This window comes from Exiguobacterium sp. s50 (genome assembly GCF_018618175.1).
GTDB classification, from domain to species: domain Bacteria; phylum Bacillota; class Bacilli; order Exiguobacteriales; family Exiguobacteriaceae; genus Exiguobacterium; species Exiguobacterium chiriqhucha.
Genome location: NZ_JACSLP010000018.1, coordinates 12,510 through 19,424, shown reverse-complemented (window position 1 = coordinate 19,424; position 6,915 = coordinate 12,510). Strand labels below are relative to the sequence as shown.

General features: G+C 46.5%; 9 protein-coding genes, 1 tRNA gene and 1 other RNA gene. 3 read left to right on the top strand and 8 right to left on the bottom strand.

Annotation, left to right across the window (positions count from 1 at the left end):
* A partial coding sequence (locus KNP68_RS14835) for a hypothetical protein (RefSeq protein ID WP_214800065.1) occupies positions 1-181 on the top strand: 181 nt, incomplete at its 5' end.
* Positions 182-390: 209 nt separating this feature from the next.
* Here KNP68_RS14835 and KNP68_RS14830 read toward each other — a convergent pair.
* From KNP68_RS14830 to tadA, 6 genes are all read right to left on the bottom strand, one after another.
* Positions 391-615, bottom strand: coding sequence for a YaaL family protein (locus KNP68_RS14830; RefSeq protein ID WP_214800063.1), 225 nt, complete (start codon positions 613-615; stop codon positions 391-393).
* Complete coding sequence (recR, locus tag KNP68_RS14825) at positions 612-1,211, bottom strand: recombination mediator RecR (RefSeq protein WP_214800062.1); 600 nt, start codon at positions 1,209-1,211, stop codon at positions 612-614. Before recR ends, KNP68_RS14830 begins: the two co-directional genes overlap by 4 nt.
* 22 nt (positions 1,212-1,233) lie before the next feature.
* On the bottom strand, positions 1,234-1,551 hold the full coding sequence (locus KNP68_RS14820; protein WP_021065286.1) for a YbaB/EbfC family nucleoid-associated protein: 318 nt from the start codon (positions 1,549-1,551) through the stop codon (positions 1,234-1,236).
* A gap of 15 nt (positions 1,552-1,566) precedes the next feature.
* Complete coding sequence (gene dnaX, locus KNP68_RS14815) at positions 1,567-3,243, bottom strand: DNA polymerase III subunit gamma/tau (protein WP_214800059.1); 1,677 nt, start codon at positions 3,241-3,243, stop codon at positions 1,567-1,569.
* A 94-nt stretch (positions 3,244-3,337) separates the two neighbouring features.
* Positions 3,338-3,606, bottom strand: an RNA gene (ffs, locus tag KNP68_RS14810) — signal recognition particle sRNA large type.
* Positions 3,607-3,659: 53 nt separating this feature from the next.
* Entirely contained in the window at positions 3,660-4,160 is a 501-nt protein-coding gene (tadA, locus tag KNP68_RS14805; protein ID WP_058765163.1) for a tRNA adenosine(34) deaminase TadA, read from the bottom strand.
* Between the two features lie 121 nt (positions 4,161-4,281).
* Between tadA and KNP68_RS14800 the strand changes: the two genes are divergently transcribed.
* Both KNP68_RS14800 and KNP68_RS14795 read left to right on the top strand, forming a co-directional pair.
* Positions 4,282-4,917, top strand: a complete 636-nt coding sequence (locus KNP68_RS14800; protein WP_029596452.1) for a deoxynucleoside kinase — start codon at positions 4,282-4,284, stop codon at positions 4,915-4,917.
* Entirely contained in the window at positions 4,914-5,585 is a 672-nt protein-coding gene (locus KNP68_RS14795; protein WP_021065290.1) for a deoxynucleoside kinase, read from the top strand. The genes KNP68_RS14800 and KNP68_RS14795 overlap by 4 nt, the downstream gene beginning before the upstream one ends.
* Positions 5,586-5,627: 42 nt before the next feature.
* Here KNP68_RS14795 and KNP68_RS14790 read toward each other — a convergent pair whose 3' ends face one another.
* The gene (locus tag KNP68_RS14790; RefSeq protein WP_214800057.1) at positions 5,628-6,626 is read right to left on the bottom strand and encodes a hypothetical protein; all 999 of its coding nucleotides are present in this window, start codon (positions 6,624-6,626) and stop codon (positions 5,628-5,630) included.
* Positions 6,627-6,791: 165 nt separating this feature from the next.
* Positions 6,792-6,881: transfer RNA gene (locus KNP68_RS14785), tRNA-Ser, on the bottom strand.
* Between the last annotated feature and the right edge of the window lie 34 nt (positions 6,882-6,915).

The window sequence follows — 6,915 nt, the reverse complement described above, 5'->3', positions numbered from 1 at the left end:
GCTCTTTAAAAATGACGAAGCTTGCGCTTCATTCAAAAATTGTAAAACTTTTTTTGCCTCATCGTTCAGTTTTCAAAGTTCGTCTGTCGTTCTTGGCGACTTAAATATCTTAACAAGCTATCAACTAGAAGTCAATATCTTTTTTTCGATTTTCAAAACCGCTCTCGGCGACGTCTATTAATATATCAATAAAACTTTAAATACACAATAGCTTTTTTAGAAAAACTTTAAATTATTTTTCATTTCAATTGTCTATCGCTTCAAATCTCTTCATATAATTCTAGTTCCTTCATTATATAGAGAAAAAATGCTCGATATATAGAGAAAAAATGCTCGATGTATTTGCTAGAGTGATTCAGCATAGAAAAAGGCGAGATGGAATATCTCGCCTCACGACCTTAAGTTAGACAGTGAAACATTGCGTCGCTTCGCTTCTTTCAAATAAAAGAAGTATAGGGTTTCCGCTTGTTTTACTTGGGCTGCTAACTCACCGGTATCTTCGATGCTCACTTCAAGAATGTGACGTTTCGATTCGTACTTCGCCTTAGCATCTAACAACTCCGACAAAAACCTTTGATCGTAACCATAGCGTAAAGGTTTACGAAACCACTTCATAGTTCCCGTCGACCTTCCATCGCTCTAGATAATGTCACTTCATCCGCGTATTCCAAATCGCCACCCACGGGCAACCCGTGAGCAAGACGTGTTACACGGATACCGGTCGGTTTTAAAAGTCGAGATAGATACATCGAAGTCGCTTCCCCTTCAATGTTCGGGTTAGTTGCCAAAATGACTTCACTAATCGCTTCATTTTCTTGGAGACGTGTTAACAAACTCGAGACGTTAATGTCTTCAGGACCAATTCCTTCCATCGGACTAATCGCTCCATGCAAGACATGATACTTCCCGCGGTACTCTCGCATCTTCTCCATCGCAATCACATCTCTAGAATCTTGAACGACACAGACTACCGTCTCATCACGATGCGAATCTGTACAAATTGCACATGGATCAACATCTGTAATGTGTCCACACACCGTACAATATTTAATATCACGCTTAGCACTGAGAAGCGCCTTAGCGAACGTCAATACATCTTCTTCTTCCATATCAAGTACGTGGAACGCTAGACGGATAGCAGTTTTCGGACCAATGCCCGGCAATTTTGTAAAGCTTTCAATCAAACGTCCGATCGCTTCAGGGTATTGCAACTCGCATCTTTCCTTTCTTCACTTAAAAACCTGGAAGGTTCATCCCTTGCGTAAAACGTCCCATTTTATCATTAACTAGTTGGTCAGCTTGTTTCATCCCGTCGTTGACCGCTGCCAACACAAGATCTTGCAACATTTCGACGTCGTCTGGATCCACAGCATCTTCAGCAATAATGACATCAAGCACTTCTTTATGTCCGCTAACGACTACTTTAACCATGCCGCCGCCTGCTGTACCTTCGACCGTTAAGTCTTTCAATTCTTCTTGAGCTTTCGCCATATCTTTCTGCATTTTCTGCATTTGCTTCATCATGTTGTTCATGTTTCCCATTCCACGCATGTAGAGCGCCTCCTTTTAAACTTCTTCAATTTCAACGACGTCACCGAAACGTTCGAGGGCCTTTGAGACAAGTGGATCTTCTTCATCCACTTCCTCTTCCTTATGATCCGAACGTTCAGCTTGTTTACGAAGGATGAACTCATTCTTCAACTCAACCCAATCGGTCTCGAGTACAGCCATGATTTCTCGACGAATCCCCGTCACTTCGAATAAGGCTTGTTCAATCACGTCTCGCGTGCGACCGTTCGAGCTAACCTGCTCGTAATGCCACGTCATCCCATCTTTAAATTGTACCAGTAAGGTGTCACTAGCACAAAGCACAGCCTCACTCTCATAGAACAGTGCAAAAATCGGACCATCTTGCGTGCGAATATTCCCCATGATGTCTTCCCAACTATCACGGATTGCGTTTAAGTGTTGGCGTTCCGCTCGTTGCAATAATTGACGAATACGTTCTTTCGGGACTCGAATTTGAGTTCGCTTGGCAACTTTCGGTTTCTCCGCTGTTGCTTCCGCTGCAGGGACACCCGTTTTCTTGACTTCATTCAACTCGCGACTCAGTTCACGGACCTGCTCTTGAAGTTGTTTCATCTGTTCTGTCATCGTCCGTCCTTGTTCAGCAATCCGAATAAACGTTAACTCAACTAAGACTTTCGGATGGTTTGATAATCGCATCTGTTGCTGACAGTCATTCAACTCTTCAATCACTTGGAACAACTCGTCCGTCGACGTCGCTTCAACAAATTGTCGGAACGTCTCTGTCGGACGGGCGCGTTCGAGTAAATCGACGGCTTGAGGTGAAGCCTTTAATAGTAAAGCATCACGATGAACGAATACGAGATCTTCAATGAATCGCTTCAAATCCTTACCTTCACGAAGCATCGTTTCCAACGTACTCAAAATTTGATCGAGTTGCTTCTGTTGTAAGCCATAAGCCATATCAAGTAGAGCATCATCCGTTACCGCGCCGGTCACTTCTAGAACAGCGTCTTCGGTCAAACGGCCATCGCTAAAAGCGAGCGCTTGATCGAGTAGGCTGAGCGCATCGCGCATCCCACCATCGGCAGCACGAGCAATCAGCTTGAGCGCCTCTGGATCATAGTCATAATCTTGATCGTTCAAGATATATGCCATACGTGTTTGCAATTGACCGACTTCATGCCGTTTCACATCAAAGCGCTGGCAACGTGAGATGATAGTTGCCGGAATTTTATGCGGTTCTGTCGTCGCCAAAATAAAGATGGCATGCGCCGGTGGTTCTTCCAGCGTTTTCAATAAGGCGTTGAACGCCCCAGTTGAAAGCATGTGCACTTCATCAATGATATATACTTTGAAGCGCGCTTGAGAAGGCGGATATTTGACTTTATCCCGAATTTCTCGAATCTCGTCGACCCCATTATTTGAAGCCGCATCGATTTCAAACACGTCCGGGCTCGTCCCTTCCGTGATTGCGATACAAGTCGGGCATGTGTTACACGGTTCTCGTGTGGGTGCTGTCTCGCAGTTGATGGCTTTCGCGATAATTTTCGCCAAACTTGTCTTCCCGGTCCCTCGTGGACCCGAGAACAAATAGGCATGTGACATTCGTTCCTCAAGCAACGCATTTTGAATCGTACGTGTGATATGAATTTGACCGACAACCTCTTGGAACGACTGCGGACGATAAACCCGATACAACGCTTGATACGCCATGTCCCCGCCTCCTTTCTTCCTTACATTCTCTATTTCATCATACAAAAAAATCTACAACCCTGGGGCCGTAGATTGAAGTTATTAAATAAATCTGCCGCGCACCGATTTCTGAAAGCACGTCAATGTGCGTTACTCATGCAGTTTGCTCGGCCCAAGCACCCCTGCGGCACACGGTACGTCACCACTTAAGGCTGCTTCCTTCCGGACCTGACCTGGTTCATGGGTGACCGTTGCGCAGGACTCAGACGTCAACGCCACTTACACGAGGACAGGCCACACCAATGCACTCCCTCGAATCGGGATTCAGTCTCGCTATAGCGGATTGCGAGTTACAGGGCACCGCTACCTCCCCGCCTAGCACGGCAAATGGGTAAATGAAGTTAGGCACTACGTTGAGTGCTATTACATTATACTGTTTAATCAGATGGGTTGCAACCTCTCTGTTCAAGCCGCGCCTGCTTCTTCCTTTCTCTAAGGTTTCGGAAGAAAATCGTTAGCAACTCCCCACACTCTTCTGCTAAAACATTTTGTGTCACTTCGGCTTGGTGGTTGAAGCGTTCGTCTTGAACGAGGTTCATGAGCGTACCGCAACACCCTCCCTTCGGATCATGGGCACCAAAGATGACACGCTTCACTCGAGACAGCACGATGGCCCCCGCACACATCGGGCACGGCTCTAACGTGACGAACAGTTCGCAATCCTCCAAACGCCAATTGCTGAGCGCCTGGTTCGCCTGTTCAATCGCAATCATTTCGGCATGGGCCGCTGCCAATAAGTCCGTTTCTCGGCGATTATGACCCGCGGCAATCACTTCATCACCTTTAACGATGACGCATCCGATCGGGACTTCGCCGATTGCTTCCGCCTTCTTTGCTTCTTCTATGGCGAGCCTCATAAATCGTTCATCTCGTTCCATATACACACTCCGTTTCTGATTACTTATTATGAAAAAAAATGAAAATCATTTCGCTCGCCCTATCCACTTCATTGTATGCTAGAATGGAACTTGCACTTTGGATAATGGAGGATGACATCATATGTTTATAACGGTAGAGGGACCGATTGGTGTCGGGAAAACGTCACTGGCCCATATCATCAGTCAGCACTTTTCAATGCAGATGCTGAATGAAATTGTAGAAGAGAATCCGTTTCTCGGCAAGTTTTACGAAGATATCGACGAATGGAGCTTTCAGACGGAAATGTTTTTCCTTTGTAATCGCTTCAAGCAATTAGACGATATCCACAAACACCACTTGAGTCAACAGCAATCCGTCGTTTCGGACTATCATATTTTCAAAAACTTGATTTTTGCCCACCGTTCCCTGAGACCAGCTCATTTGAACAAATATGAGCAAATCTATAAGATTTTGACACACGATATGCCAAAGCCTGATGTCGTCATCTACTTACACGCCAGCATCGAGACGTTAATGAAACGTGTCGCCTTGCGTGGACGTGAAGTAGAAGAGAATATGTCTCGCGACTACCTCGAACAGCTCGCCCGCGATTATGAAACGTTCATCGAATCATACCGCGCGACACACCCCGAAGTGACGATTCTTTCGTTCAGTGGAGATGAACTCGACTTCGTCCAAAACCCGGACGATTTGACGCACGTCCTCGCAACGATCGAACGTGAATTAGAATTGACTAAAGGAGCACAAATCAAATGACGCTGAATGAAAAATACAACATTCCGAATGACACGATCATCACGATCGGTGGAATGGTCGGAATCGGTAAATCGACAATCACGAACTCACTTGCCGATGCCCTCAACTTCCGAACTTCACTTGAAAAAGTAGATACAAACCCTTATCTCGATAAATTCTATCATGACTTCGAGCGTTGGAGCTTCCACCTTCAAATCTATTTCTTGGCTGAACGCTTCAAAGAACAGAAGAAGATTTTCCAATACGGCGGCGGCTTCATCCAAGACCGTTCGATCTATGAAGATACAGGAATCTTCGCCAAAATGCACTACGAAAAAGGGACGATGTCTCCAACTGACTACGAGACATACTCGAGTTTGTTTGAAGCGATGGTGCTGACACCGTTCTTCCCGCATCCCGACTTGCTCATCTATCTCGAAGGTTCGTTCGAGCAAGTGCTCGACCGCATTCAAATGCGCGGACGTGAGATGGAGCAACAAACACCGATCACATATTGGGAAGAGATGTACGCGCGCTATACGGAGTGGATCAACAACTTCAACCTTTGCCCGGTACTTCGTCTCTCAATCGAAGAGTATGACTTGATTAACGACCCGAACTCGGTCGAACTCATCCTTGAGAAAATCGAGAAACAATTGACGATCGCTCGTGAAGCGAAAGTCAGATAAGTAAAGAAGGTGCACTGCTCACTTGAGCGGTGCACCTTCTTTTTATGTGTGGGCGATATGAGGTTTCCGGTACGTCGGCGTCTTCCGAGCCTTTCGGAATCCATCGACAGAATCGAACACGGCCGCCAAAATCGTGATGGCGACGACCAATCCGAACACCCATTCAAACGAATTGACCCCGTTCGGGACATTTGTCTCTAGCCAATTCAAAAAGCGTGGATCGAGTAACTGTGGAGAACTCGCCATCCAGATGATGAACGTTGCCGAGGCAATATTGTAGATCAAATTAAACGAAGCGAGCGCATACGTCCAATGTCCTTTCATCCATTTCCATACCCCGAGTACGACTTGAAGCAAGATGACGGTCACAAATAACCAAATCACATCCATTAGGAACGTTTGATTGAAGATGGGAGTGATCATCCTGAATCCCGCGTTCGTAGATTCATAAATCCCTAGTAACTGTTCGGCATTAATATACACGCCAAACCACACGGCTGTCCAAAACAATCCGAACCCTGCGTCAAATTTACTGATTCGACCGCCCTTCACCCGTTCTTTCAGCTTGGACACATCCCATTTCATATCTGGCGTCGGTACATCATCGGGTGCATAGCGCTCAATCAAAAAGAAGACAAGCGTAATCCAAAACACGAGCTGAATCCCGACATCCCATAACGCATCGAACATGTTCGTCAAAAATGTGCCGACTGTCGGCATAAGCGACCCTGAGAACGTCGGCATGCTAGCAAATACAAGCCCGAAGAAAACGACAGCTAAGACGATGGGAACGACAAGCTTGACGACAGTCACATACACGGGGAAAAAACGTGGGCCGATGACATACTGGCCTTCCTTATAACGCGCGGCCACGACGGCCGGATGCCCAATCTCTGCTAACACCCGTTTTACGTCTGCCTCAGACGGTTGGTCGGGCAGTGCCGCCTCAATCGATTGCCGAACCGAGACAGCGGCTTCCTCGCGCCGCTTCGGTGGAACGTGTCGCACGACCTCATCGATATATATGTCAATCCAATCCATGACGCTCCTCTCCTTCCCTTTGCGCCATCACAGTCTATATGATTAAGATTCCCGATTAGTCACCGGATTAGCTGTTTTTCGCCGGATTGACACAAACAAAAAAGCCGCAGACCGGAGTCTACGACCATAAAAAAACGCATCTGCCCATGCAGATGCCAAAACAAGCGGAGTTGGTGGGATTCGAACCCACGCGAGCCTTACGACTCCTAACGGATTTCGAGTCCGTCCCCTTCAGCCGGGCTTGGGTACAACTCCAGGCTTAAAAAAGTGTAAAAAAAAGAAAGTGGAG